At 73.5% G+C, this 24,788-nt stretch carries 20 protein-coding genes; 9 read left to right on the top strand and 11 right to left on the bottom strand.

The features are described 5' to 3' along the window. Positions 1 to 74 precede the first annotated feature (74 nt). Positions 75 to 917 carry a leucine-rich repeat domain-containing protein gene (locus NAEX_RS04090; RefSeq protein WP_170135442.1) on the top strand — a complete coding sequence of 281 codons (843 nt, stop codon included), beginning with the start codon at positions 75 to 77 and terminating at the stop codon, positions 915 to 917. Next, entirely contained in the window at positions 914 to 2,818 is a 1,905-nt protein-coding gene (locus NAEX_RS04085; RefSeq protein WP_096326207.1) for a hypothetical protein, read from the top strand. The genes NAEX_RS04090 and NAEX_RS04085 overlap by 4 nt, the downstream gene beginning before the upstream one ends. Positions 2,819 to 3,011: 193 nt before the next feature. Here NAEX_RS04085 and NAEX_RS04080 read toward each other — a convergent pair whose 3' ends face one another. After that, positions 3,012 to 3,359: a hypothetical protein gene (locus tag NAEX_RS04080; protein ID WP_143140442.1), complete on the bottom strand. Its 348-nt coding sequence runs from the start codon at positions 3,357 to 3,359 to the stop codon at positions 3,012 to 3,014. Between the two features lie 218 nt (positions 3,360 to 3,577). Here NAEX_RS04080 and NAEX_RS04075 point away from each other — a divergent pair, with 218 nt between their 5' ends. Further along, the gene (locus tag NAEX_RS04075; protein WP_096326205.1) at positions 3,578 to 4,081 is read left to right on the top strand and encodes a hypothetical protein; all 504 of its coding nucleotides are present in this window, start codon (positions 3,578 to 3,580) and stop codon (positions 4,079 to 4,081) included. Between the two features lie 229 nt (positions 4,082 to 4,310). On the opposite strand, the gene NAEX_RS04070 is transcribed toward NAEX_RS04075, so the two are convergent. Together NAEX_RS04070 and NAEX_RS04065 are read right to left on the bottom strand one after the other, a co-directional pair. Next, on the bottom strand, positions 4,311 to 5,336 hold the full coding sequence (locus NAEX_RS04070) for a GAF domain-containing protein (RefSeq protein WP_211302347.1): 1,026 nt from the start codon (positions 5,334 to 5,336) through the stop codon (positions 4,311 to 4,313). A 76-nt stretch (positions 5,337 to 5,412) separates the two neighbouring features. Next, on the bottom strand, positions 5,413 to 7,524 hold the full coding sequence (locus NAEX_RS04065) for an SUMF1/EgtB/PvdO family nonheme iron enzyme (protein ID WP_096326203.1): 2,112 nt from the start codon (positions 7,522 to 7,524) through the stop codon (positions 5,413 to 5,415). A gap of 134 nt (positions 7,525 to 7,658) precedes the next feature. On the opposite strand from NAEX_RS04065, the gene NAEX_RS04060 reads away from it, so the two are divergent. Next, a complete protein-coding gene (locus tag NAEX_RS04060) occupies positions 7,659 to 8,159 on the top strand; it encodes an HIT family protein (RefSeq protein WP_096326202.1) in 501 nt (166 codons plus the stop codon). 51 nt (positions 8,160 to 8,210) lie between these two features. On the opposite strand, the gene NAEX_RS04055 is transcribed toward NAEX_RS04060, so the two are convergent. Beyond that, on the bottom strand, positions 8,211 to 9,224 hold the full coding sequence (locus NAEX_RS04055; protein ID WP_143140441.1) for a hypothetical protein: 1,014 nt from the start codon (positions 9,222 to 9,224) through the stop codon (positions 8,211 to 8,213). Between the two features lie 354 nt (positions 9,225 to 9,578). On the opposite strand from NAEX_RS04055, the gene NAEX_RS04050 reads away from it, so the two are divergent. Beyond that, complete coding sequence (locus NAEX_RS04050; RefSeq protein WP_245913611.1) at positions 9,579 to 10,631, top strand: STAS domain-containing protein; 1,053 nt, start codon at positions 9,579 to 9,581, stop codon at positions 10,629 to 10,631. Between the two features lie 119 nt (positions 10,632 to 10,750). Here NAEX_RS04050 and NAEX_RS04045 read toward each other — a convergent pair whose 3' ends face one another. Beyond that, complete coding sequence (locus NAEX_RS04045) at positions 10,751 to 11,851, bottom strand: STAS domain-containing protein (RefSeq protein WP_096326200.1); 1,101 nt, start codon at positions 11,849 to 11,851, stop codon at positions 10,751 to 10,753. A 540-nt stretch (positions 11,852 to 12,391) separates the two neighbouring features. Further along, a complete protein-coding gene (locus tag NAEX_RS04040; protein WP_170135441.1) occupies positions 12,392 to 13,609 on the bottom strand; it encodes an MFS transporter in 1,218 nt (405 codons plus the stop codon). 442 nt (positions 13,610 to 14,051) lie between these two features. On the opposite strand from NAEX_RS04040, the gene NAEX_RS49565 reads away from it, so the two are divergent. Continuing rightward, positions 14,052 to 15,272 (top strand): hypothetical protein, encoded by a 1,221-nt coding sequence (locus NAEX_RS49565; RefSeq protein WP_170135440.1) that lies wholly within the window; start codon positions 14,052 to 14,054, stop codon positions 15,270 to 15,272. Positions 15,273 to 15,812: 540 nt separating this feature from the next. Beyond that, on the top strand, positions 15,813 to 16,247 hold the full coding sequence (locus NAEX_RS04030) for an OsmC family peroxiredoxin (protein WP_096326197.1): 435 nt from the start codon (positions 15,813 to 15,815) through the stop codon (positions 16,245 to 16,247). Positions 16,248 to 16,448: 201 nt separating this feature from the next. Here NAEX_RS04030 and NAEX_RS04025 read toward each other — a convergent pair whose 3' ends face one another. The 3 genes from NAEX_RS04025 to NAEX_RS04015 all read right to left on the bottom strand — a co-directional run bounded on the left by NAEX_RS04025 (position 16,449) and on the right by NAEX_RS04015 (position 21,035). Continuing rightward, entirely contained in the window at positions 16,449 to 17,714 is a 1,266-nt protein-coding gene (locus NAEX_RS04025; RefSeq protein WP_096326196.1) for a hypothetical protein, read from the bottom strand. Positions 17,715 to 17,813: 99 nt separating this feature from the next. Continuing rightward, positions 17,814 to 19,988, bottom strand: coding sequence for an amylo-alpha-1,6-glucosidase (locus tag NAEX_RS04020; protein ID WP_096326195.1), 2,175 nt, complete (start codon positions 19,986 to 19,988; stop codon positions 17,814 to 17,816). A 3-nt stretch (positions 19,989 to 19,991) separates the two neighbouring features. Beyond that, the gene (locus tag NAEX_RS04015) at positions 19,992 to 21,035 is read right to left on the bottom strand and encodes a glycosyltransferase family 4 protein (protein ID WP_096326194.1); all 1,044 of its coding nucleotides are present in this window, start codon (positions 21,033 to 21,035) and stop codon (positions 19,992 to 19,994) included. A gap of 180 nt (positions 21,036 to 21,215) precedes the next feature. Between NAEX_RS04015 and NAEX_RS04010 the strand changes: the two genes are divergently transcribed. Both NAEX_RS04010 and NAEX_RS04005 read left to right on the top strand, forming a co-directional pair. Beyond that, the gene (locus tag NAEX_RS04010) at positions 21,216 to 22,430 is read left to right on the top strand and encodes a zinc-dependent alcohol dehydrogenase (protein WP_096326193.1); all 1,215 of its coding nucleotides are present in this window, start codon (positions 21,216 to 21,218) and stop codon (positions 22,428 to 22,430) included. Continuing rightward, on the top strand, positions 22,430 to 22,939 hold the full coding sequence (locus tag NAEX_RS04005; protein ID WP_096326192.1) for a hypothetical protein: 510 nt from the start codon (positions 22,430 to 22,432) through the stop codon (positions 22,937 to 22,939). Before NAEX_RS04010 ends, NAEX_RS04005 begins: the two co-directional genes overlap by 1 nt. 37 nt (positions 22,940 to 22,976) lie before the next feature. Here the strand turns inward: NAEX_RS04005 and NAEX_RS04000 are convergent, their stop codons facing one another. Together NAEX_RS04000 and NAEX_RS03995 are read right to left on the bottom strand one after the other, a co-directional pair. Next, positions 22,977 to 23,783 carry a hypothetical protein gene (locus NAEX_RS04000; protein ID WP_096326191.1) on the bottom strand — a complete coding sequence of 269 codons (807 nt, stop codon included), beginning with the start codon at positions 23,781 to 23,783 and terminating at the stop codon, positions 22,977 to 22,979. 175 nt (positions 23,784 to 23,958) lie between these two features. Next, entirely contained in the window at positions 23,959 to 24,783 is an 825-nt protein-coding gene (locus NAEX_RS03995; RefSeq protein ID WP_096326190.1) for a hypothetical protein, read from the bottom strand. Positions 24,784 to 24,788 lie beyond the last annotated feature (5 nt).

Raw genomic sequence — 24,788 nt, 5'->3', positions numbered from 1 at the left:
ACATGTTGGCGCGGACATAGTCCTTCGGGCATGTCTCCCCGGCCATGCAGGACGGAGCCGCGAGGAGGCCGCGCGTGACGGCGGAGCTCGAGGAGCGGCTGCTCGACGACCCGGACGACGCGGGGGCGTGGGCGGCCTACGGGGCGTGGTTGCGCGCGCAGGGCGATCCGCGCGGCGACTGGTTCGGGTTCGAGGCGCTGGCGGCGACGCCGGAGGAGCGGGCGCTGGTGTCGGGCTGGCTGGCCCGCGAGCGGGTCCACCGGGCGCCGGTGGGCGCGGCGACGGGCGACTGCGAGTGGCGCCACGGCTTCGCGGTCGCGGTGAAGTTTCATGTCCGCGGTCGCCGCGACGCCCGCGAGCTGCGCGAGCTGATGGCCGATCCGCGGTCGCAGCTGGTGAGCCGGCTCGAGCTCGGGTTCGCCGACGAGGCGCCGGCGCGCGGGCTGTCGGCGCTGGCGCAGGTCGAGCTCGGCCGGCTGCGGACGCTCCTGGCTCGCTACCACGGGCGCGGCAACCAGGTCGCGCGGGCGCTGAGGGGGCAGTCGGCGCTGAACCTGCGGGTCCTCGACCTGCGTCACTCCGGGCTCACGGACGAGGGGCTCGTCGCGCTGGCCGGGTGCGCGGCGCTGGGCGGGCTGCGGGCGCTGTACCTGCAGCGCAATCGCTTCACGGGCCGGGGCCTGGCGGCGCTGGCGGGGGCGCCCGCGCTGTCGCGGCTGGAGGTGCTCGATCTGCGGTACAACCCGATCGGGCCGGCAGGGGCGGCGGCGCTGGCCGAGTCGTCGCAGCTCGGCGGGCTCACGGCCCTGCACGTGCATGCGGCGGAGATCGAGGCGGAGGGCGTGCGGGCGCTGGCGTCGTCGACCCGGTTGCCGCGCGATCTGGTCCGCTTCTGGCGGGCCCAGGAGGCGCGTTGACGGGCGATCGCGGCGACGATCTGCGGGATCGGTTCTTCGCGCTGCACGGGCTCGCGGCGGCGGCGCGCGAGGAGGCCGAGCGACGATTGCTGGCCGACGTCGAGGGGCTCGAGGCGGAGCCGACGACGCGGCTGATGGGGCTGCCCTTGTCGCCGTTCCCGACGGCCCGGTTCAAGCGGCTGCGCTTCGTCGCGGCGGACGCCCTCGACGAAGCGGTGCGGGGGCGGTTCGCCCGGCCGTGCCCGGCGCTGCCGGAGCTGGCGGCGGCGTTCGTCGACCCGGAGGAGTTCGGGTACCACTGCTGCGAGAACGTCGTCGGCCTCGATCGCCTGTTCGCGGGGCTGGAGCAGGGCGCGGTCCGCTTCACCGGGGTCACCTGGCCGGGGTCCGGCGTGACGAGCCTGCGGGCGCAGGTCTCGTCGGCGCTCGGCGCTCGCCTGGCCGAGCTCGACGCGCTCGGGCTGTACGTGAAGCCGGCCGACCGCTCGCGCGGCGGGCTGCGCTTCATCTTCCACGCCGCCGAGCTGGCGGCGGCGCTGACCGTCGCGCTGCGCGACGCGCTGCCGCCCGAGCTCCTGCGCGGGTTCGTCCACGTCAACCCGGTGTTCCGCTGCAACCGCTTCGAGCCGGGCGACGCGCCGTTCGCCGCGCACGTGGATTCGCCGTACTTCGACCGCGCGCGCCACCACGTGTCGAAGTACACGCTGCTGCTGTACCTGACGCCGGGCCGCGGGGACGCGCCGCTGCGCTTCGTCGACGGGCCGGCGATCGCGGAGATCGAGGCGATGACGGCCTTCGTGTTCGCGCAGGGGCTGGCGCACGAGGGTCGGCCGTACGTCGACGGGCGCAAGGTGTTCCTGCGCACCGAGCTGGTGTTCGAGGAGCACGAGGTCGAGCACGCGGCGGCGATCGGCGAGGTGTTCGCCAAGGCGTGCTACCTCGACGGCGAGAGCGTGTTCGCGGCGGAGCTGGCCGCGTCGGCGCGGGCGGCGTACGAGCGGGCTGCGGCGGCCCACTGGCGCGGCCCGCCGGAGCCGGTCGCCGACGAGCCGTACCTGCACAAGCAATTCCGCGGGGCGCACTTCGTCACCAACGGGTTCGACTACTGGTTCTCGCGCGCCGCGTTCGCGCCGGTCGAGGCCGCCGCGCTGGCGCTGCTCGACCTGCTGAACGCGTGGATCGACGGGTCACCGTTCCGCCGGCTGTGTCAGTCGCAGGTGGTGGTGCGCGGCGCGAGCGAGCGCGGGTGGATCGCGGAGCTGCTGCGCGCGCAGGCGCCGGCGCCCGAGCCGGTGTTCGCGCGGCTGAACAAGCCGGCGCTGTGCCCCGAGCCCGAGGCGCCGCTGCGCCACATGAACTTTCCGTCCTCGCCCGACTTTCACGACCCGTTCCCCGAGGACTGGGACGCGACGCGGCACGAGGAGGTGATCGCGGTGTATGCCCGCGCCCGCCGCTGGGCGCTGCGGCGGATCGCGGCGGCGCCGATCACGATGCTGGGCAAGGAGCTGTTCCTCGACCCGGCGCGGTTCGTGGTCGAAGGCGACCGGATCCACGTCCTGTCGCGCGAGCGGCTGGGGCCGGTCCACTTCGCCGGCGCGGTGTTCTTTCAGCCCGAGGACTTCGTCGGGGTCGACGTCACGCTCGCCGCGCTGCACCCACTGGTGCCGCCGATCGCGTTCCACGAGGAGGGCGAGACGCTGCACCTGCGCTGCGATCTGTTCCGCAACTCGTGGATGGTCAGCCATCGCCACGAGGCGGTGCCGGTGCCGCGGGTGCGGACCGACGAGGACGTGGCGCCCGAGTCGGCGGCGTGGCTCCGCGCCGCCGAGCTCGACCTCGACCGGCTGCGCGCCGAGACGGACGACCCACCGCCGCCGGCCGAGACTTCGCGGCGACGGTGAGGCGGGCGTCGCTGCCGGTCCGACCTCGGCGCGGAGGGTGACCCGGGCGGCGAACATGGCAGCGACGCCGGGGCGCGGGGTGGGCGAGGCTCGCACGGCGTGGGCCGACGAATGATTGCATGCTTTCAAAGACATGTCCTAGGAGACATATCAAAGGAAGGCGTACGGACCGGCCACGAGCGGGGAGCGGCGCTCAGGTGCGCCAGCACTCGACGCGGTCGATGGTCTTGTGGCTCCGGTTGTCGACGGCGCTCCAGTAGACGATGCAGCGCTTGCCGGTGGTGAAGGCGCTCTGGAGGAGCTCGCGGAGCTCGGTGTAGAGCGGGTTGTTGCGCCACAGGCAGGCCCAGGCCGACTTGCCGGGGATCGACGGCTTCATCTGCACGCACGGGCCGCGGCCCTGGACGACGCTGTCGAGGTGGATCAGGTCGATGCGCCCGTGGTTGTTGCCGGTCTGGTGCTCGTCGTCCTCGTCGGCGCGCGCGCGGTCCGGCGCGCCGAGGACGACGAGGAGGAGGGCGGTGCGGGCGAAGGGACGCATGGGGGCGTTTCTGGGCGAGGGGCGGCGCGGCTCCACCGGCGATCGGGCCGGCGGCTGCGGGCGATCGCGCGCGACGCGGGCGGTGGTGCGGGCGAGCATCCCCATTCGCGGGGCCTGTGATCGCGGCGACAGGGACCCGGCGCGGGGCGGGCGGGGCAGGTTCGCGGTCCGTGGCGGGTCGCGCGTCGCCGGCGACGACTCCAGGTAGGATCGCGGCGATGCTCGTCTCGCGTCGCGCCGCCTCGCTCCTGCTGTCGCTGTCGTTCGCCTGCCAGGGCCAGGTCGGGGAGCCGACCGACACCGCGATGGCGACGACGACGACCTCGTCGACCGCGAGCGGGACGGGCTCGACGTCGTCGACGACGACCACCACCACCGCGGGCGAGAGTTCGACGATCGACGACGGCTGTGCCGCCCACGCGATCGGCGAGTGGGGCGAGTGCCAGCCCGGCGACCTGTCCGGCTGCGAGTGGCAGGAGAGCGGCACGAACGGCGAGCTGCTGTGCCTGGCGCCCACCAGCGGAGGCTTGAGCGTGTGCGGGATCCGCAACTGCGTCGACGTGTGCGACTGCTTCGCTCCGCCGGCCACCGGCACGGCCGTGCCGGTGTGCGCGGCGATCCTCGGCAGCGGCGCCAACGGCTGCGCGCTCTACTGCGCCGGCGGGCAGATCTGCCCCGACGGGATGAAGTGCCAGTCCGGCTATTGTTACTGGGAGGATTGAGGTCGCGGTCGCCGAACGGGCGGGCGAGGTCGTTCGGACATGTTCATAAGGACATGTCCGATGCGCCGCCATGCGAGGAGGTCGAGGTCGCCGAACGGGCGGACGAGGGCGTTCGGACATGTTCATGAGGACATGTCCGAGGGGGCAGCGTGCAGGGCAGGCCCGGGCGGCGGTCGAGGGGGGCGGGCCTCGGACATGTCCCGGCGGAGATGTCCGGGGAGCAGCCGCGCTAGCGGGCCTGGGCGGCGGCGCGGCGGGTGACGACGTCCTGCAGGGCGTGGCGCATGTCGCGGAGGATCCGCATGCCGCGGAGGTCGAGGTCGAGGTCGACGAAGGCGCGGGCGAGGTCGGGGCGCACGCCGCTGAGGACACACTCGGCGCCGAGCAGGCGGACCGCGCGGGCCATGATGCCGATGGCGGCGGCGGTCTGCTCGTCGCAGTCGTCGAGGCCGGTGAGGTCGAGGATGACGTGGCGGGCCCGCGTGCGCGCGAGCTCGCCGAGCAGGCGCTCGGTCATCTGGGCGCTGCGCTCCTCGCCGAGGATGCCGATGATCGGCAGGGCGAGGACGTCGCTCCAGACCTCGAGGACAGGTGTGGACAATCGCTCGACGCTGCGGCGCAGGCGGGTGATGAGGGCCCGGTTCTCGCGGTCGAGCTGCTCGAGCGCGGCCTTGGCGTGGGCCAGGCCGTCCTCGACGCGGCGGCGGTCGGCGGCGTCGAGGGCGCGGGCGACGGTGTCGGCCAGGGAGGCGGCGAAGAGCTGCTCGTCGCGGGTGAACTGCCGCGCGGGGCCGACGTGCTCGTTGCAGAGGACGCCGACGAGGCGGCCGCGGCGGCGGATCGGGGCCGCGAGCAGGGCGCCGACGCCGAGCGGGGCGAGGTGGTCGTCCGCGAGCTCGCGGGTGGCAGGATGGGTGAGGGCGTCGGCGACGGCGAGGGTGCGGGTGTCGGCGAGGGCGCGGAAGTAGGCCGGAACCCGGCCGGCCTCGAGCTGCACGGGATCGCTGCGGTGCTCGTGCGGCCCGCGGACGTAGAGGTCGAGGCATTCGATGACGGTCTGGTCGGGGGTGTAGACCCACACCGACGAGCGCTCGAGCTGCAGGCCCTCGGCGGCCGCCTCCGTCAGCACCGGCAGCGAACGATCGAGGTTGCCGGCGTCGATCGCGTCGCTCTGCGCCACCCGCAGGAGCACCTGCTCGTGCCGCTCCAGCATGGCCTCCCGCTCGGGCGCGAGGTCCTGTCGTTGCTCGTCCACCATCGCCTCTCCCCTGTAGCACACCGGCGCTTTTCGGCGTATTCGCCGGCGGATCCGCCGACATGAGCGAACGCGCTCATTCGGTGTACCAGGGATACAGGGGGACGTCGCCGAGGTCGTAGGTGCCGCTGCCGTCGAGTACGACGGTGACCGCGTCGAAGCGGACAGTCGACCCTCCCGGCGTGCCCGGGCCCCTGTCTTCGTCGACGCCGACGGCGATCGCGCCGGAGGCCACCCCTCTGGCGCTGAAGCGCCCGGCGGCGTCGCTGCGCACCAGCCTCTCGCCGACCCGCACCGGCACGCCCCGGACTTGCCTTCGGGACAGGCCGTCGGGGACGAGCCGGCCGCGGACGGTGTACGCCTCGGGGGCGGACGGCTGTTCGCCGCGGCCGAGCAGCCAGGCGGTCCCGGTGTGACCGTTGGCGAGCAGCAGCGGCCCGCGCGGACCGCCGCCGGAGAGCAGGCTGAGATCGAACTCGCCGGCCAGCGAGATCTCGACCTGCGGCGCGCCGGTGGCCGCGTCCAGCGCGACCAGGATGTCATCCGCGCGCCTGACGTAGACAGCGTCGTGGTCGGCCAGCAAAACGTGCGGGTCGAGGCCGCCGCGCCGCCACAGCTCGCGACCGCTGGCCACGTCGCGGGCCCGCAGCTCGGCCTTGCCGCGCCGGTCCGGGACCTCGAAGGCGAACAGCCGGCTGTCCTCGAGGACAGCCGGCGCGGCGCCGCCGTCGATCGGGTCGACGGCCCACACGCAGCGCGCGCCGCCGCCGCCGAACCGCCCGAGCTCGGCGCCGGTGGCGGGATCGAGCCGCCGGGGACCGTCGCGCCCGGGCTCCTCGACGAGCAGGACGCCGTCCTCGGCGAGGACGCCGCAGCCGTCGCCGACCCGGACGCCGGACCAGAGGATCGCGCCGGTGTTCGGGTCGAAGGCGAGGAGGCCGCGGTCGCCTCGCACGTAGCCGCGGTCGTCGTCGGTCCACAGGCGACCGGCGCGGGTGAACTCGGCCTGCTCGCCGCCGGCGATCCGCCACAGCTCGCGGCCGTCGGCCAGGCCGAAGCCGATGATCGTGTCGGCATGCTGGCCGTAGTTTTCGGCGACGAAGGTGCGCGGGGTGACGAACTGCTCGTAGGTCGCGCCGTAGTTGGCGAACGGGATCTGCCAGCGGACCCGGGACGTGCCGCGCTCGACGGCGACGAACCGCAGGCTGCTGGCCCAGCCGGCCCGCATGAGCAAGACGTCGGGGCCGAGGCTGCGGACCGGGGAGAAGTCGCGCAGACCCTCGGGCAGGGCGGTGACCTCGAGGACGCCGGGCAAGCCCAGGACGTCGGGCTGGCCGTCGTCGAAGCCGGCGAGCCAGTCGTCGCCGACCGGCCACCAGCGGGCGACGGCGCGGTGGCCCTCGGTGCGGCGCAAGATCTGGAGGTTGGCCAGCGGTCGCTCGGGGGCGAGCCGCGGCGACGGAGCGGCCAGCACCGGCAGCTCGGCCTTGCCCGGCACGTACGGGGTCCAGACGGCGAGGTCGACGGCGTCGACGGCGGTGAACGGGGCGACGACGCAGCGCACGCCGGTGGTCGCGGTGGGGACGTGGGGCGGATCGCGGACGAAGCCCGGGGCCGGATCTTCGCGCCAGCTGCCGCCGCGCAGGTGCGGCAGCTCGGCGTGGACGGTCCACTCGGCGACGTTGCCGGCGAGGTCCTGGACGCCCTCGGGGCTGGCGCCGGTCGGATGCTGTCCCACGGGACAGGTGCTGCCGCGCTGGACGCAGGCGCGCGACGGCTCGAGCGGGGCGGCGCCCCACGGCCAGGTGCCGCCGGCGACCCGCGAGCGGGCGGCGTGCATCCACTCCTCGTCGACGGGCAGGCGCTTGCCGAGCCAGCTGCAATAGGCGCGGGCCTGCTCGAAGTCGACGCAATTGACGGGGTGGTCGCCGCGGTCGGCCCGGGTCAGGTTGCACCCGGCGACGTCGCCGACGACGGCGGGGGTGCAGGCGCCCGCGTGGACGCAGGCGCCGTAGGCCGCGGTGGTGACCTCGGTGACGTCGAGGCAGAACCGCTCGACCTTGGCGGAACCGAGGCCGCCGCCCTCGACGAGGACCATGCCCTCGGCGCACGGGCTCTGCGGCTCGCGCGCGTGCTCGTGCGGGGTGCAGGCGAGGAGCGCGACCAGGCCGAGCCAGCGACGGGTCATGCGAGGACGCTAACACGGGGCCCGCGCGGGCGGGCGGGGCGGCGCGGCCCGGAGGTCACGCGAAGGCCGGGAATGCGCGGGGTCGGTGATGCGTTGCCGGCCGGCGCCGTGAGATACTCGCGGCGCATCCGGTCATGCCGACGCTGATCTCCCGCGACGAGGCGCTGCGCCGCATCGAGGCCGAGGGCGGGGCGCCCGAGTGCCTGATGTGCGCGATCGTCCGTCGCGAGGTGGGGGCGGTCCACGCGATCGCCGAGGACGCGACGATGCTGGTGATGCTGCCCCGCTACGTGCGTCGCTGGGGCCACGTGATGGTGGTCCCGAAGCCGCACGTGACGTCGTTCGCGGAGGTCGACCCGACCCTGTGGGCCCGCGCCAACGCGCTGGCCCACCAGGCGGCGCGGATGGTCGAGCGGGTGATGCGGCCGCGTCGCTGCTACGTGGCGTCGACGGGCAGCAGCGCGGGCGAGATGACGCAGACGTCGCGTCACTTGCACGTGCACGTGATCCCGCTGTACGAGGCCGACGACCGCCCGAGCGACGTGTTCTCGTGGAGCGAGGGCATCTACGTCGGCGCGCCCGAGGAGTGGGCGGAGCTGCAGGCCCGCTACCGCGCGGTCTGGGACGCGAGCTGAGCCGGGGAGCGGGCTGTCCTTCGGGCCAGGGGACGTCGGGCGGTTGGCCCGTCACGGCGAGTTCTGGGGCGCGGGGAAGGTGACGTCCGGTCGATGCACCAGCGGTTCGCCGGCGGGATCGTAGCCGCGGAGGGCGGCGGCGACGGCGGCGAGGTTGACCGGCGTGGGTCGGTAGCGCTCGTTGTCGAAGGCGAGCCGGGCGTGCCAGCGGTCGAGCGGGGTCGGCTCGCGGGGGGCGGTGGCCCACACGCCGACCGCAGGGCTGCGCACGGCGGCGGGCGGCAGGTGGGCGAGGTCGCCGCGGCGGAGCGACTCGAGCAGGGCGAGCTCGGCGTCGAGGTGGGCGCGGATCTCCGGGGTCGCGACTGACCAGGCGGCGACCTGCGATTCGTTGCAGACGACGTACTCGCGGAAGGCGATCGGGTCGTCGGGGCCGTCGCGGACGTGATAGACGGCGCCGATCCGCCCGGGGTCGGCGAGGGCGACGGCGAGGTCGACTGTCCTCCCGGACATGTCCTGGGCGACGAACGGCTCGGCGGCGTGCGGGCGGAAGCCGATCACGAGGGCGTCCCCGGCGAGGTCGATGCGGACGAGGGCGTCGCCGTAGCGGCGCTCGCCGAGGCCGAGGGTGGTGGCCAGCGGGCTGGTCCAGGCGTAGCGGCGGCGGCGATGGCCGGGGTGATCGCGGAGGATCGCGGCCAGCGGGTGGGCCTCGACGAGGCGGTCGAGCGCGCGCAGGTAGGGCGAGCGCTCGCCGACGCCGCCGTCGGCGACGAGCAGGCGCCGCGAGCGGCGGAGGGCGTCGATCTGCGCCGGGGTGGTCCAGGTGTAGAGGACGCGGCGCGCGAAGTCGTCGTGGTGGACGGCCGCGTCGTCGCGCGGCGCGGGCGACGAGCCGAGGTCGTGAACGGGGCCGGCGAGCGGCTCGGGACGCTGGGCTGCGGGCACCGGCGACGGCGGGGCGTCGCCAAGCCCTCCCGCGGCGTCAGGCGCCGGGCGGCACGCGAGGACCGCGAGGCTCAGCGCGGCGGCGCGGGTCGGCGAGCGGCGAGGAGGTCGGCACACGCGGGGAGCATAGCCGGGTCCGACGGCCGGCGAATACGGGCGCCGCGGCGGTGCGGCCGGGCCGGGCGAGCGGGGTGACGCGAGGGCAGACCGGCGAATGAATGGACATTCGCGATCGCAATTGAATCGCAATTTCATCGCCGCGCCGGGGTGCGACGATTGAGCAGTGACGGAGCGTCGGCGTTTCCGGAGCGCCCCTGCGCCCGATTCGGCGCACCGCGGGCCGCGGTGCAACGTGTTTCAGCGGCGCGATCGCGGACGCCCGAGAGTGCCGACAGTCGCCGCGGCGGGTGCGGCGCCGGTGCGAATGTCCGCCCGGGCGCCGGGCGGCGGCGGTATAAATATACCTGTTCCATGGCCAATCCGAAGATCAACATCGGCTTCGACATCGAATGGGACCTCGACCGCGGGTTGAATCTGTGGGCCGGGGTGCCGACGCTGAGCATGTGGGTGCCGTCGTCGGTGGCCGGGCTGATGTCGGGGCTGTGCGCCATGGTCGGGGTCGAGCGCTTCAACCTGTGCCTGCAGCTCGGCGGGCAGCAGAGCGTGGACGGCGACTGGGCGGTGATCAGCAGCGCGCCTTCGTTCGAGGAGGGGCTGGTGCGGATGCAGGACATCGCCTGGCCGGCCGGATGGGGCCGCTGGGTGCTGGTCGCGCTCGACCGCGAGAAGCAGGAGGCCCGCTACCGGGTGATCAACGGCTGGGAGGCGCTGTACCAGCGGGCCCTGAACGTGAAGTGGGGCAGCTCGATGGTCGCGGGCAAGCTGGCCGGCATCACGGCGAGGCTGTTCGGGAGGCCGTGCTGGGCCGAACAGACCTGCTTCGCCGCCGACGGCGCGGAGTACGACGAATTCGTGGTGGCGCCGACGACGGTGACGCTCGAGGACCGGATGCAGCAATTGCTGGAGGCCGGGCAGGCGACCAACGCCGATCTGGCGGTGGCGCTGCAGCAGCTGAAGACGGAGATCGAGGAGCGCGCGCGCTCGGAGCAGCAACTGCGCGAGAAGCTGCTGCTGATCCAGCAACAGGAGCGAGCGCTGCGCACGCTGTCGGCGCCGATCCTGCAGGTCTGGAGCGGCGTCCTGGCGGTGCCGGTGATGGGCGGGCTCGACGAGGCGTCGGCGGCGCTGCTGATGGAGCGGCTGCTGCACGCGATCGAGGGCGCGGGCACGCAGCACGTGATCCTCGACCTCACGGCGGTCGAGCTGGTCGACACCAACACGGCCGACCACCTGCTCCGCATCGTCCGCGCGGTCGGCCTGCTCGGGGCGCGGGTGATCGTGACGGGGATCCGTCCGGCGGTGTCGCAGACGCTGGTGTCGCTCGGGGTCGACCTGGGGAAGATCGTGACGCAGCGGAACATGGAAGAAGGGCTGCGCGTGTGCCTCGAGGGGCGCCGGAATTGACGCGACCGGGGGCCGCGTGCAGGGCGGCCGGGACGTCCCGCCGTCCCCGTGAATCATCGCTCCTGGGATGATTCGCGGTCGGGCGACGGGCCGAATCGCCCATCGCCGGCGGCCCGCGCTCAGCGCCGCTCGAGCTCGGCGAGGACGAACTTGAGCGCGTCACGCAAGGTCGCCCGGACGTGCAGGGCGGTCAGGTCGACGCCGAGGGTGACGATGGTCTGGGCAATGTTCGGATGGACGCCGGTCAACACGCCATCGGCGCCGAGGAGGCGCACCGCGCGGATCAGCGAGAGGAGGTGGCTGGCGGTGCTGGTGTCGACGACGTCGACGCCGGTGAGGTCGAGGATCGCGTAGCGGGCGCGCGCACGGGCGACCGCCTGGAGGAGGTTGTCCATGATGTCGGCGGCGCGGGCGGTGTCGACGAGGCCGACGATCGGCAGGCAGATCACCCGGTCCCAGACCTCGATGATCGGCGTCGACATCTCGCGCAGCGCCTGCTGCTGGCGCTCGATGACATCGAGCTTGGCCCGCAGCTCCTCCTCGCGGCGCGTGGACTCGGTGACGTCGAGGGCGATGCCGGCGACGGCGATCTGCCGGCCCTGCCCGTCGCGGACGGGGATCGCCCAGTTGTCGTAGCAGCCCTCGCCCTCCCGCGTGACGTAGCGGACCGCCTTGCCCCCGAACGCCTCGGGGACCTCGGGGTACTTCTCGCCGAACCCGGCGAGGAGGTTCTGTCCGACCAGCATGTCGGGGGTGAGGCCGGACCGCGCCAGCCCGATGCCGTCCATCAGCAGCGCCGTGCCGGACATGTCGGCCACCCAGGCGATGAGCTCGACGTTGTCGAGCAGCGCCCGCAGCAGGACGTCGCGGACCTGCGGCTGGGCGTCGACCGTCAGCGCGGCGGGCTGGCCGTAGAACACGGCGCCGCCGCCGCTCAGCGGGCGCTGCGTCCACTCGCAGGTGACGACCGGCCGGCCCTCGCGCCGCGTGGCCCACACGCGCCGGGCCGCGCCGTCCTCGGCGAGCAGCGTCCGCCAGGCATCGTCACCGCCCGGCACGGGGACGACGGCGCCGATCGGGCGGCCGACGGCGTCGTCGCTCGCCACCCCGAACGTCGCCTCGGCGACCGCGTTCCAGGCGAGGATCGTCCCCTCGGCGTCGACTTGAAGTGCGACGAATGGGGCGTCCTGCAACAATTCGAAGCCCGAGATCCTCTCCATCACCGATCCTTCGTTCCTGGTCGTCGCGGGCGCTGCCGCCTGCTGTCTGCGGTGATTGTAGATGCGACGACGATCCGCCGGACAGGGTCCATCTTTGTGAGTGATTCGTCAAAGCCGAGGGTCGGCAACCGACGATGCTCGGTCGCCACGTTCCGGCGCGTGTCTCGCAATTCATCGTGGTCGCGCCATATCGCCGTATAACGATGTTCGCATTGCTTGCGAGAACGTGTTCCATGTCCGAGAAGAGCGGCGGTGCGCTCGTCGTGAAGGAAGCGAAAGGACCGCGCGCTCGGCGGGGCGCGCGCTGGGAGTGGTCGTCACGCTGCGCGCTCGGCGACCCCGAAGGCGGATTCGTGGGATGAGGTCGGGGACGACGACGCGGTCGAGCACCGGCCTGCTCGCGCTCGACGGCATCGGCCGAACACGGCCGAGGAGCACGGCGTCGAGCGACGATTCGAGATTCCTCGTCCGCGGGGACGACGAAGCCATCGGTGGACGCGGCCGGAGCGAATGTCACGAGTCCGAGCGCGAGGCCGGGCCTCACTGCCGGGTGCGGACGAGCAGGACGATCAGGCCCCAGGCGAGCAAACCGGCGGCGGCGCCGAGCCAGCCGGCGCCGGCGGGGAACAGCAGGGCGTCGGCGAGGACGGCCCCGAGCAGGCCGCCGACGCACTGGGCGCAGGTGTGGGCCATCAGGTCGATCGCGGCGAGGCGGCCGAGCAAGGTGTTGGGCGTGAGGAGCTGCAGCCGGGTGGTGGAGGTGACCCACGTGGCGCCCATGCCGAGGCCCCACAGCACGGAGGCGACGACGAGGACGGCGGGCGCGTCGAGGGCGGCGAACAGGGCGACGCCGGCGAGGGTGACGGCGGTGCCGAGGTGGATGCCGGCGACGGTGCCGCGCAGCCGCGCGACGCGGGCCCACAGCAGCGGGCCGAGGCCGGTGCCGACGCCGCGCACGCCGTGCATGACGCCGAGGGTGACGGCGACGGCCCCGGCCTGCTCGCGCCCGGCGACGGCGTGCAGCAGGACCCACCCGCCGCCGTTGGCGAGGGCGACGGGGATCTTGGCGAGCGCGGCGTTCAGCAGGGCGGGGTCGCGCCAGGTGCGGCGCCAGGCGGCGAAAAAGCCGGGCGCGACGACCATCGAGGCGGAGGCGTCGGCGGCGGTCCGCTCGCCCGGCCGCAGGCGCGGGAGGGTGGCGAACAGCAGGGCCGCGAGCACGAAGGTGGCGGCGTCGATCGCCAGGGCGCCGCGCGGGCCGACGAAGGCGGTGACGAACCCGCCGGCCGCGACCCCGAGGGCGAAGATGGTGCTCCAGGTGGCGCCGAGGAGGGCGTTGGCCGCTCCGAGCTGGTGCGTCGGGACGAGCTGCGGCAGCGCGGCGCTGGCCGCCGGATCGGTGAAGGCCGACAGCGCCATGCGCACGAACACGAGGCCGGCGAGGACGGCGGTGCCGGCGTCGCCGCTGCCGACGACGGCGAGCATGACGAGGACGACGAGGGCCCGCAGCAGGCTGCCGACGACCAGGATGCCGCCGCGATCGCGGCGATCGGCGAGCCGCCCGGCGAACGGCGCCAGCACGGCCCGCGGCAAGGTGTGGGCGACGAGCACGGCGGCGACGCCGTAGAGACCTGTATTTTCGGACAGGGCGAGGGTGCCGACGGCGACGTAGGTGAACCAGTCGCCGAACAAGGAGATCGCCTGGGCGATCCACAAGCGCCGGAAGTCCCGGTTGGCGAGCAGGCCCGGCGTGGACACGCGGCGATGATAGGCGAGCGGGCCGCCGCGCGGGGCGGGACGGGGCGCGGGCCGGCGTGCGCTGGGCCGCGTGGGCGCGTGAAACCCGGCGAGGGCGGAGCGCGGTGCGGGAGCGGCGGCGCGACGATGGGGTCGCAAAAGGCGGCCGGCGAGGACGAAGCGCCTGCGTGCCGAGGCGCGGCTCGGCGCGCGCCGGCTCGCGTGCGCGTGAAACCCGGCGGAGGGCGAGGCGCGGGGCGGGAGGGGGCAGCGCAGCGACGCGCTCACGAGCGCGGCCGGCGAGCCGTGGTGACGGGCCGACGGCGGCGCGAGGCTTGGGGTCGCGTGGACGTCCGGGCGGCCGCGCGGGGCGTGGCGATGGCCGGGCCCGGCGAGGCGCGGTCGCACGAGGGGGCGCGGCGGCGATGGACAGGGGGCGCGGGCGCTCGCTACATTGGTCGGCGTGTCCGAGTTCGACGCCCTGCCCGCGGAGGAGCGCCGGGCGTGGCTGCTCGAACGGCTGGGCGCGCTGCTGCGCGCGGCGGACTGGCAGCACTTCGTGTGCACGCCGATCGTGCTGCCGCGGCCGGAGTTCTTCCCCGACCGCTTCACGCGCAGCGCGGCGGGCGTGCTGCGGCTGGTGCGGCGGCTGTTCCGCTACGCCGATCTCGAGCTCGGCGCGGAGGTCGAGCTGTACGAGGGGCGACCGCCGGCGCCCGAGGGGCCGACCGCGCTCGGGGCGACGCATCACCACGAGGGCGCGGCCGGGCTGTTCCTCGGCATCGACGGCGGGGTCGCCCGCTTCGGCGCCGACCTGGCGCTGCTCGACGACCCGGACGGGATCACGGCGACGCTGGCCCACGAGGTGGCGCACGCGTATCGCTCGCACCACGCGCTTTGCGTGGCCGACCACGAGCTCGAGGAGGAGCTGACCGACCTGACGGCGGTGTTCCTCGGCTTCGGCGTGCTGAGCGCCAACGCGGCGCTGCGCCACCGCTCGGAGCAGCTCCACGACGGCACGTTCCGCTCGCGCTGGTCGGTGCAGCGGCTCGGGTACCTGTCGCCGCAGGAGCTGTGCTTCGTGCTGGCGGCGCAGATCCACGTGCGCGGGGCCGGGCGCGAGGCGGCGCTGGCCTGCCTCGGGACCAATCAGGCGAGCTACTTGCGGGCGGCGCTGCGGTGGCTCGAGCGCGAGCGACCGGCGCTGGCGAGCGAGCTGGGGCTGCCGCCGCGCGCGAGCTGGCCGCCGCCCGACAGCGTGGCGACGCTGACGCGCGCGCTGGACGACACGCACGACGAGCTCGAGCGCGACGAGCCGCTCGCGCCGACGTCGCCCGAGAAGGTGTCGAACGCCGGCCGGGCGGTGTTCCGCGTGTGGCGGCGCAGCCGGGCCGACCAGGCCGTGCTGGCGCTGCCGGTGGCGGTCGCCGGGCTGCTGGCGTGCGTGGGGGCGGCGATGATCCACGACGCGTGGATCGCCGTGGTGGCGGTGGCGACGGGCCTGGCGATCCACCTGCTCGGACGCCGCCGACGGCCGCGCTGCTCGGAGCCGGAGTGCCAGGCGCTGCTGACCCGCGCGGCGGCGACGTGCCCGGGCTGCGGCGGGACGATCGCGGGGGACATCGAGCGCGCGGAGCAGCGGCTGGCGGCCGCAGAGGGGCTGCGGCTGCGGTCGGGGGAGTGACATCATTGAAACATGCCTGGAGCGGGGGGGAGGGCCTCGGCTGGCCGGTCGGAGCAATGGTCGGACGTGCTCGATCGGGCATGTTATGGAGAGCATGTTACGAAGAGCATGATCGACAGGACATGTCGAATCGCGCATGTCCAGCGCAGCATGTTCCGAAGACGCGCGGGCGAGAGGGGCCGAGTCGCGAGCGAGGCGCGGCGAGCGGCGGGCGGGCCGGCCGCTGCGAGCTCGCCGCGCTCGCACAGGCGGCCGAGATCCTGGGCGAGTTCACGACCGCGATCGAGGGCCCCACGCGCGTCGTCGCGGTGAGAGTTCGCCGGAGGCGCGCTTGGTGGGCGCCGGGAGGGCTCTCATGGCCGTCGCCTCGGTCGCGGGTCGCGGCGACCTCGACAGCGCTCGGCCGCGGCGAACGTCGGTCTGCGGCGAGCTCGCGCCGGGGTCCTTCGCCGAGTCGCGGCCGAGCCCGGTCGGGGGTCGAGGCCCGGCGGGCGGCGCCGCCACCTGGGCTCGTGCTATTTTCCGCGGCCGGAGACACCGATGGGAATCAGCAAAGCCAGCGCACAGTGGGAAGGTACGATCAAGACCGGCAAGGGCGCGATGAAGCCCGAGCACGCGCCCGAGATCCCGTTCTCGTTCGCCTCGCGGTTCGAGGGCCAGCCGGCCAGCAACCCCGAAGAGGTGATCGGCGCGGCGCTGGCGGGCTGCTTCTCGATGGCCCTGTCGCTCGGCCTCGAGAAGGCCGGGGCGCCGCCGCGGTCGATCCACACGTCGGCGGCCGTGAAGCTCGAGAAGGACGGCGAGGGTTTTTCGATCACGACGATCGAGCTGACCACCGAGGCCGACGTGCCGGGCCTCGACGCCGACAAGTTCGCGGAGATCGCCGAGGCGACCAAGAAGGCGTGCCCGGTGTCGAAGGCGCTGGCGGGGGTCCGCACGATCTCGCTCAAGGCGTCGCTGCGCCCGCAGCAGTGAAGGTGCCTGGCCTTTCGGCCAGGGCTGCGCAAGCGGTCGTGACGGTCAGCGCCGGGCCCTGGGCCAGGCTGCGCCCCGGCATGATGCGATGGCGCCTGGCCTTCCGGCCAGGGCTGCGCCCGCGGCAGTGAGGCGGCCGCGCCTGGCTCTCAGGTCAGGGCAGCGCCCGCGGCAGTGACGCGAGGGTGCTTGGCTTTTTGGTTAGAGCTGCGCTCGCAGCAGCGACCGGAGTTCAGCCAGGGCCGCGACCTTAGCCAGGTGCGAGGGCGCCTGGTCTTTCGGCCAGGGACGCGCCCGCGGCTGGCTTTGGGGCCAGATCTGCCCCCGGGGCAGTGACGCGACGGTGCTGGCTTCTCGGCCCGGGCTGCGCTCGCGGCAGCGACGCGACCGCGGCTGGCTTCTCGGCCAGGGCTGCCCTCGCAGCCATGAGGCGACGCGACGCGGCCTTTCGGCCAGGCCCGGCTTCCACGGCTGGCGGTGGAGCGGCTTGCCGGTGGCGCACGCGCGCAACACCAGGCGTTCGGCGTGCTCGTGCGGCCGCGGGTGCTCGAGCACCGCGACGATCTCGCCGTCGACGGACAGGTCCATCGCCTCGGCGTTCTTCTGCTTCCACAGCCGCTCGCGTCGGCCCACGTCGTACACGAAGAGGTCGTAGTTCCCGTCCCCCACGACGAGGCGCTGACCGTCGGCGCTGAACGCCGCGCGGCGCGGGCGGCCCTCGTCGAGGATCAGGGGCGGCTGGTTCAGCGGCGGGAGGGGCGATGCCGGCGCGACCGGCCGGTCACTCGCCGGGGCGAGCACCTGGGCGCGCGCGGGGCCGGGCGGCTTCTTCTTCGGCAGGCGCGCGAGGAGCGGGGCCCCTTCCTCCGCGGGGAAATCCGCGAGGGAGCGCTCGAGCTCCTGGCGGAGATCGATGTTGAGGCTGGCCTCGGCCTTCTTGTCGAGGAAGGCGTGGTACCAGCGCGACGTGCCGAACTTCGAGAACCACGCGACGAATTCGTCGAACCCGAGGCCCTTCAGCGGGTAAACCGCGTCGGCGCGGTCGACGAGGTAGATCGTGGGCTCGTCGGCGAAGTAGTCGATGGCGAGCTCGGTCGACTCGCCGGCGACGCTGACGAGCAGCTTGAGCCGCATGCGGAGGTTGAGCCGGTCGAGCGATTTCTTGTCGGTGACGTCGCCGTGCTCGTTGAAGAAGCGCTCGTAGAACGGGAGGTCCGTCCACTCGAGCTCGTCCAGGTCGGCCTTCTTGACGACGCGGTGCGGACGAAACGCGCCCTTCTTGAGCCCGCCGAACATCTCGGCGAGGCCGACGAGGACGGCCTCCTCGCCCGCCAAGGACAGCTTCAGGCCGTCGCTCTTGGCGTAAAAGCGGGCGACGGCGCGGGGCAGACCGCCCGGCAGGACGGCGGCGATCGCCGGCTTCAACTTCGCGAGCTTGCTCGGGGGGGACTTGAGACGACGCCCCATGCCGGGCGACGACAGCACGAACCGGGCCCGGAGGAGAAGCGGAGAGCGCCGGAGGACGAACCGACGAGACGCAGCCGCGGCGCTCGGCTCGGGCGTCGCTCACTTGACGGCGACGATCTCGACCGGGCCGCGGCGGCCGGTGATGTGGATGCCGACGTCCTCGGGGTGGCGGTGGAGGGCGATGTCGATGCTGCCGGCGCCGACGCGGAGGTTGCGGATCGAGATCCGCTCGAGCGCGGGGGGCAGGGCGGAGCGGAGGAAGCGGACGCGGCCCTCGGTGCCGTCGACGCTCATGCCGAGGGCGGCTTGCAGCAGCAACAGGGGGGTGGTGGCGGCCCAGGCCTGCGGCGAGCAGGCGACGGGGTACATCGTCGGGCCGGCGCCGTGGCGGCGAGGGAAGCCGCAGAACAGCTCGGGCAGGCGGCGGAGCTCGGCGAACTGGGTCGCCTCGAACATGGCCTGCATGACGCGGAGGACGTGGTCCTTGAGGTTGTAGCGCGACAGGCCGAGGGCGATAAGCGCGTTGTCGTGGGGCCAGATCGAGCCGTTGTGATACGACATCGGGTTGTACCGCCGCTCGCGCGTGCTGACGGTGCGGATGCCCCAGCCGGAGAACATGTCGTCGGCGAGCAGGCGGTCGGCGAGGAGGCGCGCGCGCTCGGGCAGGACGATGCCGCTGAACAGACACTGGCCGGCGTTCGAGGTGCGCACGCGACACGGCCGCTTGCCGCCGTCGAGCGCGAGCGCGTAGCCCTCGAGCTCCTCGCACCAGAACGCCTCGTCGAAGCGGGCGCGCAGGCGTTCGGCGTGGGCCCGCAAGATCCGGGCGCGGCCCTCGTCGCCGAGCAGCTCGGCCAGGCGCGCCCCGCCCTGGCAGGCGGCGTAGACGTAACCCTGGACCTCGCACAGCGCGATCGGGCCCTCGGCCGGGCTGCCGTCGGCGTGGAACACGGCGTCGTGCGAGTCCTTCCAGCCCTGATGGACGAGGCCGTGCTCGGAGCGCCGGCCGTACTCGACGAAGCCGTCGCCGTCGAGGTCGCCGTAGCGCTCGATCCACATCAGGGCGCGCTCGATCTGCGGCCACAGCTCCGCGATCGTGGCGCCGTCGCCGGTGTGCTCGTGGTAGGCGGCGGCGAGGACGACGAACAGCGGGGTGGCGTCGACGCTGCCGTAGTACTTGCGGAACGGGATCTCGCCGAGCGCGGCCATCTCGCCGCCCCGGATCTCGTGGACGATCTTGCCGGGCTCCGCGTCGGCGGCCGGATCCATGCGGTCGGCCTGGCTGGCGGCGAGGAAGCGCAGGACGCCGCGCGCGAGGTCGGGGCTGACCCACATGGCGGCGAGGGCGGTGACGATCGCGTCGCGCCCGAACGGGGCCGAGAACCACGGCACGCCGGCGTACGGGTACAGGCCCGCGGGGGTGCGGGTGATCATCATCCGCAGGTCGGCGAGCGAGCGGCAGATCCAGTCGTCGAACTGCTCGCTCGAGCTGTGGATGGTGCAGTCGTGGGCCGCGAACTCGCGCAAGACGTCGGCCGCCTGCGCGAGGGCGCCGGTGAAGGTCGTGCCCGCCGCCGGAGCCCCGTCGCCGAGCTCGCAGGCGACGGTGACGTGGATCTCGCGGGTCCCCTTGGCGGCGAGGTGGAGGCGGTAGAGCACGCGGTCGGGGGCGCGGACCTCGGGCGGCGGGTCGAAGCTCAGCCGGGTGCGCCGCACGACCTCGTCGAGGCCGGTGTAGGCGAGCACGACGGAGCTGTTTGTGAGTTCAGGCGAGTGCATCGCCCCGCGGCGGTCGCGGCGGGTGCCGCGGACCTCGAACACGTCGGCGAAGTCGGCGGCGAAGGCGATCTCGAGGTCGATGTCGACCGGGTCCGGGCCGTAGTTGGTGATCTGGATCCGCTCGTGGCAGGCGGCCTGCCACAGGAACTTCTCGCGCGACACGTGCAGGGTGCCGTGGTGAACGACGAGCTCGCCGCCCGGCGGGAGGTCGGGGTTCATCATGTCGACGACGAACACCACGTTGTCGTCGCCGACGGTCGAGCTCAGCAGCGGCAGCAGCTGGCCGTCGAGGCGCAGGCGCAGGGCCGAGAGGAAGCGGGCGCCGTCGTGGTAGAGGCCCTGAGCGCCCAGCACGCCCCACGGGCGGATGTCGCCGAAGCGGTCGAACACGGCGAAGGTGTCCCCCTGCTTGAGCACGCGGGCCCCGCTCAGGGTGAGCGAGGCGGTGGCGAGGATCTGAAACCGGTCCTCTTCGTCTTCCGCGTGCCTGGTCATCGCTCACGCGGCCACCCCGCCGCGATCCTCCACGAGCGCACCATAAAGGCGCATGTAATCGCGGGCCATGCGCTCGGCGCTGAAGCGCCGTTCGAAGCGCTCGCGGCAGCGTCGACGGTCGAGCGCCATCGCCCGCGCCGTCGCCGCCACGGCGGCGTCGAGCGAGTCGACGCAATAGCCGGTGACGCCGTCGTCGAGGACCTCGGGGACCGAGCCGCAGCGAAACGCGACGACCGGCGTGCCGCACGCCATCGCCTCGATCATCGCCAGGCCGAACGGCTCGGGCCAGTCGCCGGGGAACAGCAGGCAGCGGGCCTTGCCGAGGAAGGCGCCCTTGTCGGCCTCGCCGATCTCGCCGACGTACTCGACCCGCGGATCGGCGAACAGCCCGGCGATCTCGCGCTCGTAGTAATCCCGCTCGACGCGGTCGAGCTTGGCGGCGATCCGCAGGCGCATGCCGAGCCGGCGAGCGATCGCCACCGCCCGGTCGACCCGCTTCTCCGGCGAGATCCGGCCGATGAACGCCAGGTAGTCGTCGGGCTCGGGGTCGAAGCGGTAGAGGTCGAGCGGGAGGCCGTGGTAGACGTTGCCGATGAACTGCGCCTGGGCGAGCGGGCGGCGCTGGGCCAGCGAGATCGAGACGACCGGCATGTCGCGGAACTCGTCGTAGAGGTCCTGCAATTCGCGGAGGTCGAGGCGGCCGTGCAGCGTGGTCAGCTGTTTCAGGCCGAGCCGGCGGCTGAGCGGGAAATGCAGGTAGTCGATGTGAAAGTGGACGACGTCGAACTCGCGGGCGCGCCGCGCGACGCGCTCGAGCTGGCAAATGGTCGGCGCCAGCAGGTCGCGGACTTCGGGGTCGAGGCGCAGCGAGCGGGCGCAGATCGGGTCGAGCTCGGCGCGCGTGACCGAGTCGCCGGAGGCGAACAGCGTGACGTCGGCGCCGGCGCGCACGAGCTCCTCGGTCAAATACGAGACGACCCGCTCGGTGCCGCCGTACTTGTGCGGGGGGACGCTCTCGAAGAGCGGTGCCACTTGCGCGATGCGCATGCGCGACCTCCAGTCCCCGGCGGGGTGGGCCGAAGCTAGCGCGGTTCCCAGGGGTCGCAAGCGGGCTGCGATCGGCGCCTCGAGGCGGTCGCAGCAGGCTCAACGGACCCGGACGCGGGGCGGCTGCAGGCCGGCCGGAGGCGGGTTGCCGCCGGCGCGAAACGTCGCATAAGCGCCGCCATGCGAGCCGTCGTCTTTCGTGATGTGGGGGACATCCGCCTCGAGGATGTCGCCGAACCGAAGCTGCGCGAGCCCTCCGACGCGATCGTCCGGCTGACCGCCAGCGCGATCTGCGGCACCGACCTGCACATGATCCGCGGCAGCATGCCGGGCATGCAGGCGGGCACGATCCTCGGCCACGAGGGCGTCGGGGTGATCGAGGCGCTCGGCAAGGAGGTCCGCAACTTCCGCGTCGGCGACCGGGTGGTGATCCCGTCGACGATCGCCTGCGGCTATTGCTCGTACTGCCGCGCCGGCTACTTCGCCCAGTGCGATCGCGTCAATCCGAAGGGGCCGCAGGCGGGCACCGCGTTCTACGGCGGGCCGGCCGAGTCGGGGCCGTTCCACGGGCTGCAGGCCGAGAAGGCCCGCATCCCGTACGCCGCGGTCAACCTGGTCAAGCTGCCCGACGAGGTCAGCGACGACCAGGCGCTGCTGCTGTCGGACATCTTCCCGACCGGCTACATGGGGGCCGAATACGCCGAGATCAAGGACGGCGACACGGTGGTGGTGTTCGGCTGCGGGCCGGTCGGTCAGTTCTCGATCCTCAGCGCCCGGCTGATGGGCGCGGTGCGGATCTTCGCGGTCGACAACGAGCCGTCGCGCCTGGCCATCGCCCAGGCGCAGGGCGCCGAGATCATCAACTTCGACGTCGACCACCCGGTCCAGACGCTGCGCGCGCTGACCGGCGGGATCGGGCCCGACCGCGCGATCGATGCCGTCGGGGTCGACGCCTGCCACGCCCACCGCGGGGCCGCCCGCGCCGAGGCCGAGCGCAAGTACGACCAACACGCGCGCGAGCTCGAGGAGGTCGCCCCGCGCCCGAACCCCGACGGCGAGCACTGGCACCCCGGCGACGCGCCGTCGCAGGCGCTCGAGTGGGCGGTCGAGGCGCTGGCGAAGGCGGGCACGCTGTCGATCGTCGGCGTGTACCCGCAGACGGCCCGGTTCTTCCCGATCGGCCAGGCGATGAACAAGAACCTGACGGTGAAGATGGGCAATTGCCACCACCGCAAGTACATCCCCAAGCTGCTCGACCTGGTGAAGAGCGGCACCGTCGACCCGCTGCAATTCATCACCCGCGTCGAGCCGCTGACCGACGTCATCGCCGCGTACAAGGCGTTCGACCTGCGCCGGCCGGGCTGGCTCAAGGTCGAATTGCGGCCGGAGTCGTGATGCGGGCGAGCCTCGCCCTGGCGGCCGGCGTGGCCTTTTCGCTGGCGCCGGCCGGCGCGGCGGCCCGCACCGCGCCGCCGGAGGAGCGCGAGATGGTGCGGCCCGACCACGAGGGCGAGCCGTCGCCCCCGATGGTGCCGCCGCCGCTGGTGGCGATCACACCGCCCGACCTGGTGCCGCCGGTGATCCCCGAGAAACAGTGGCAGGCGCAGCGGCGCAAGCTGAAGATCCAGGCCGCGGTGTCGTGGACCGTGGCGATCGTCGGGCTGGTCGGCACGGCGGTGCCGCTCGTGATGCTCGGCACCTGCGGCGATGCACACCAGGGCAGCTATGTCCGCGACTGCCCCAATCGCCGCGGGGCCTTGATCGCGGCGCCGATCTTCACCGCGGTGGCGGTCGCGGGCTTGGTGCCCGCGGCGATCTTCACCGACCGGCTGCTCCATCAGCGGCTCCCGGAGCGCGCGCCGCAGGTCGGCGTCGGCCCGGGCGGGCTGCTGCTGCGATTCTGAGGCGTTCGCCCCCTGTGAGGATCGGCGCCGCCTCGATTCATTCGGGGATGATGAATACGTTCAGCTTGTCGCAGAACACCGCGTCGAACGGGCCGGCGATGCCGCCCTGCAGGCTGCCGACGAGCCGCGGCGGGTCCGCGGGGTCGAAGGACGACCAGTTGCCGGCGAGGTCGTCGATGACGACGGCGTCGGGGCGCGCGAGCTCGCCGAGCATGCCCTGGGCGAAGACGTTGGCCGACATCGGCCACGTGCCGACCCAGCTGCCCTCGAGGAAGGGATCGGTGGACACGTCGGCGAAGAGGATCGGGCCGCTGCTGCCGTTCTTGTCCTGCAGCTCGGTGGCCGGGTCGGCGGCCGGCGAGACGAACATCAGCACCGGCGTGAACGGCTCCTCGTCGAAGCCGACGTAGCCGAACCAGGCGCGCTGGGCCGCGAACGGGCCGAGCGAGGAGCTGCCGCTGACCATCGTGCCGGCCGGCGCCTCGAGGGTGCAACCGGACAGGCCGTGGTTCGGTCCGGGGAGGAAGAAGTCGAGCTTCGGCTGGGGGTCGAAGGTGGTGGTTCCGCCCGGATCGAGGGTCGTATCGCTCGGATCGATCGCGGTGGTGGCGCTCGGATCGATCGCGGTGGTGGCGCTCGGATCGACGGTGGTCGCGGTGGTGGGCTGCGGCGTGCCGGTGGTGGGGACCGTCGCGGTGCCCGGCGCGTCCGTGTTGGTGCCGGTGGCCGGGGGAGAATCACTGGTGCTCGGGCCGGCAGTGCTGCCGTCGGTGTCGCCGAGCGGACGATCGGTGCAGGCGAACAGGACGAGCGGGAGGATGAACGGCGAGCGACGTGTCGGCATGGGCTCTCGACCGGGCGGCGGTGGCAGCCGGTCCCTTCTCGCTCGAGATGGCCGGCAGCCGCGGAAGCCGTCAAGGCGAGGGCGGGGGAGCGAGTGGGAGCGCGGAGCGGCGTGCCGATGGGATCGCAGCGGCGAATCATGATTCGCCGCGGACAGCGCGCCCGCGCGCGTGCCGTCATTCGGGGAAGATGTTCTCGACCAGCTTGTCGCAGAAGACGGCGTCGAACGGGCCCGAGATCGTGCCCTTCACCGTGCCGACGAGCCGCGGCGGATCGGCGGGATCGGCGGCGTCCCAGTTGCCGGCGAGCTCGAGGATGTCCATCCCGCCTTGCGGCTGGGGGAAGGTGACCATGCCGTCGGCGCGGACGCTGAGGTTCACGTCCCAGCTCCCGACCCATCCGCCCATCAGCAACGGCTCGGCGACGACGTCGCCGTAGTAGACCGGGCCGGTGCTGCCGTCCCGCTCCACGAGCTCGTGGGCCGCGTCGGCCCCGGGCGAGAGGAACAGGAGCGTCGGCAGCTCCATGTCTTCGAAGCCCCACCAGCCGAAGTAGGCGCGGTCGGCGGTGAACGGGCCGAGGTCGCTTCCGCCGGTGAGCAGGGTGCCGGCCGGCGCGTCGAGGGTGCAGCCGACGAGGCCGGCGGGCCACTGCGCGGCGGGCAGGTCGAGCTTGATGCCCGTGGTGCTGGTGGTGGTGCCGCTCGGGTCGACGACGGTGGTGGCAGTGTCGTCGGTGGTGGCGGCGTCGGTGGTGGTGGACGGCGCGACGGTGGTGGCGGTGTCGTCGGTGGTGACGCCGGTGGTGGGCGGGACGGCGGTGGTGCCGGTGGGACCGGTGCCCGGGGTCGTCGAGCCGACGGTGGTGCCCGAGCTCTCGCCGTCGGTGCCCGGGGCCTGCCCCGTGCTCGGGCCGGTGCCGGTCTCGGTGTCCCCGGACGGGCGCTCGGGACAGGCGGGGACGACGAGGAGGAGGGGCAGCAGCGCGCGCGATGCAGGCATAGTTG

Source organism: Nannocystis exedens, assembly GCF_002343915.1.
Taxonomy (GTDB): domain Bacteria; phylum Myxococcota_A; class Polyangia; order Nannocystales; family Nannocystaceae; genus Nannocystis; species Nannocystis exedens.
This window is presented reverse-complemented; position numbering and strand designations above follow the sequence as displayed.

Excerpts from the sequence above, each read along its gene's own strand:
- NAEX_RS04080 (WP_143140442.1), bottom strand. The coding sequence starts at position 3,359 with ATGCGTCCCTTCGCCCGCACCGCCCTCCTCCTCGTCGTCCTCGGCGCG.
- NAEX_RS04075 (WP_096326205.1), top strand. The coding sequence starts at position 3,578 with ATGCTCGTCTCGCGTCGCGCCGCCTCGCTCCTGCTGTCGCTGTCGTTC.
- NAEX_RS04065 (WP_096326203.1), bottom strand. The coding sequence starts at position 7,524 with ATGACCCGTCGCTGGCTCGGCCTGGTCGCGCTCCTCGCCTGCACCCCG.
- NAEX_RS04060 (WP_096326202.1), top strand. The coding sequence starts at position 7,659 with ATGCCGACGCTGATCTCCCGCGACGAGGCGCTGCGCCGCATCGAGGCC.
- NAEX_RS04050 (WP_245913611.1), top strand. The coding sequence starts at position 9,579 with ATGGCCAATCCGAAGATCAACATCGGCTTCGACATCGAATGGGACCTC.
- NAEX_RS04045 (WP_096326200.1), bottom strand. The coding sequence starts at position 11,851 with ATGGAGAGGATCTCGGGCTTCGAATTGTTGCAGGACGCCCCATTCGTC.
- NAEX_RS04030 (WP_096326197.1), top strand. The coding sequence starts at position 15,813 with ATGGGAATCAGCAAAGCCAGCGCACAGTGGGAAGGTACGATCAAGACC.
- NAEX_RS04025 (WP_096326196.1), bottom strand. The coding sequence starts at position 17,714 with ATGGGGCGTCGTCTCAAGTCCCCCCCGAGCAAGCTCGCGAAGTTGAAG.
- NAEX_RS04020 (WP_096326195.1), bottom strand. The coding sequence starts at position 19,988 with ATGACCAGGCACGCGGAAGACGAAGAGGACCGGTTTCAGATCCTCGCC.
- NAEX_RS04015 (WP_096326194.1), bottom strand. The coding sequence starts at position 21,035 with ATGCGCATCGCGCAAGTGGCACCGCTCTTCGAGAGCGTCCCCCCGCAC.
- NAEX_RS04010 (WP_096326193.1), top strand. The coding sequence starts at position 21,216 with ATGCGAGCCGTCGTCTTTCGTGATGTGGGGGACATCCGCCTCGAGGAT.
- NAEX_RS04005 (WP_096326192.1), top strand. The coding sequence starts at position 22,430 with ATGCGGGCGAGCCTCGCCCTGGCGGCCGGCGTGGCCTTTTCGCTGGCG.
- NAEX_RS04000 (WP_096326191.1), bottom strand. The coding sequence starts at position 23,783 with ATGCCGACACGTCGCTCGCCGTTCATCCTCCCGCTCGTCCTGTTCGCC.
- NAEX_RS03995 (WP_096326190.1), bottom strand. The coding sequence starts at position 24,783 with ATGCCTGCATCGCGCGCGCTGCTGCCCCTCCTCCTCGTCGTCCCCGCC.